A 1,356-nucleotide genomic window follows, 5' to 3' on the forward strand; every position below is an offset into this window, starting at 1 on the left:
GATAAGCGTTGACAGCGGGCTGGCAGGATGGCATGCGGTTGTGGGTGTCGTTCATCTCCGGCTGATCATGTGGGAGGGCAGGGCCGTTGCTCGGCTGCCGGTCATTCCTTCGCGGCGTGTGGCCGCATGGAGCTCTACGACGTGCGGCAGGCGGGGTCAATCAAATCCACGACCGCGCCGTGTGGGGGTCAGACAATTGCCCGGCCTCGCGCCTGCCGCGTCCGGGCTGCTCATCCCGGCTGCTCGGCCAGGGATCGGGCCAGCGCGCGGATGTGCCCGTCACGCAGGCCGTAGTAGACGAGGGTGAGCAGTTTGCGGGCCGCGGCGATTTTGGCGATGTTCTTGCCGCGGCGGGCCTCGATCCGGGCCCGGTCTTCGGCGATCTTGGGGGTGGCCTTGCGCTGGATCGCTTCCACGGCGGCCCAGCGGACCAGTTTGCTGCCCTGCTTGGTGACGTGCCCGCGCCGTACGAGGGTGTCGGACTCGTAGTGACGCGGAGTCAGCCCGGCCCAGGAGCACAGTTTCTCAGCGGAGGTAAACCGGTGGACATCGCCGATCTCCGCAACGAACACCGCGGCCAGCACCGGGCCGATGCCGGGCAGCCACCGAATGGCCCCGCAGCCGGGGTGCCCGCGCAGCCGGTCGGCGATGCGCTGGTTGAAGACGGCCTCCTCGGTGTCGAGGATGTCAATCAGGTGCAGCAGGGACGTCACTCGCTGGGCGTAGGGGCCAGACAGGGGCGTCTGCTCCAGCCGGCTGCGGCCCTCGACGCCGAACAGGTCGGAGACGGCGATGAGGATGCCGGCCTTCGCGAGCACGGCGTGGACCTGGGCCTTGAGTCCGGAGCGAAGCGCGACGAGTTTGGCGCGGTAGCGCACCAGTTCCCGCAGTTCCCGCACCTCGGGCGGGGCGATCCACGACTCTGGCAGCCGCCCCATGCGCAGCAGGTCGGCCAGGTCTGCGGCGTCGCGGATATCGTTCTTCACCCGTCGGTAGGCGAAGCCCTTCACGCCCAGCGGGTGGGCCATATGGACCTCCGCCCCGGCGGCCTGCAGGGCGTCGACCGCCCAGTACCAGCCGTAGGTGGCCTCCAGCACCACGTCGGGGCGGGTGCCCGCCTTCTCGATCTGCAGGCCCAGTGCGACCGGGTCGTTGAGGATGCGTACCGCGCTCAGCTGCATGCCGTCCGCTGTCTGCCGCACGATCACCGACCGCCTGCGATGCAGGTCGATGCCGACGTACTGGTGTCCGTCGTACTCGCTCACCAGGGGCCTCCTTCGCCGTGACGAATGTGAGCCACCTGGGACCTACCCGGGAACCCACGGGGGCGGAGGCCCCGCCCCTTCATCGCATCAA

At 69.2% G+C, this 1,356-nt stretch carries 1 protein-coding gene; it reads right to left on the reverse strand.

The window, feature by feature from the left end; translation table 11 throughout:
* Positions 1-230 precede the first annotated feature (230 nt).
* Positions 231-1,265, reverse strand: coding sequence for an IS110 family transposase (locus ABZ818_RS42800; RefSeq protein WP_361427756.1), 1,035 nt, complete (start codon positions 1,263-1,265; stop codon positions 231-233).
* Positions 1,266-1,356 lie beyond the last annotated feature (91 nt).

The sequence above is a fragment of the Streptomyces sp. NPDC047453 genome, assembly GCF_040643155.1.
Classification (GTDB): Bacteria; Actinomycetota; Actinomycetes; order Streptomycetales; family Streptomycetaceae; genus Streptomyces.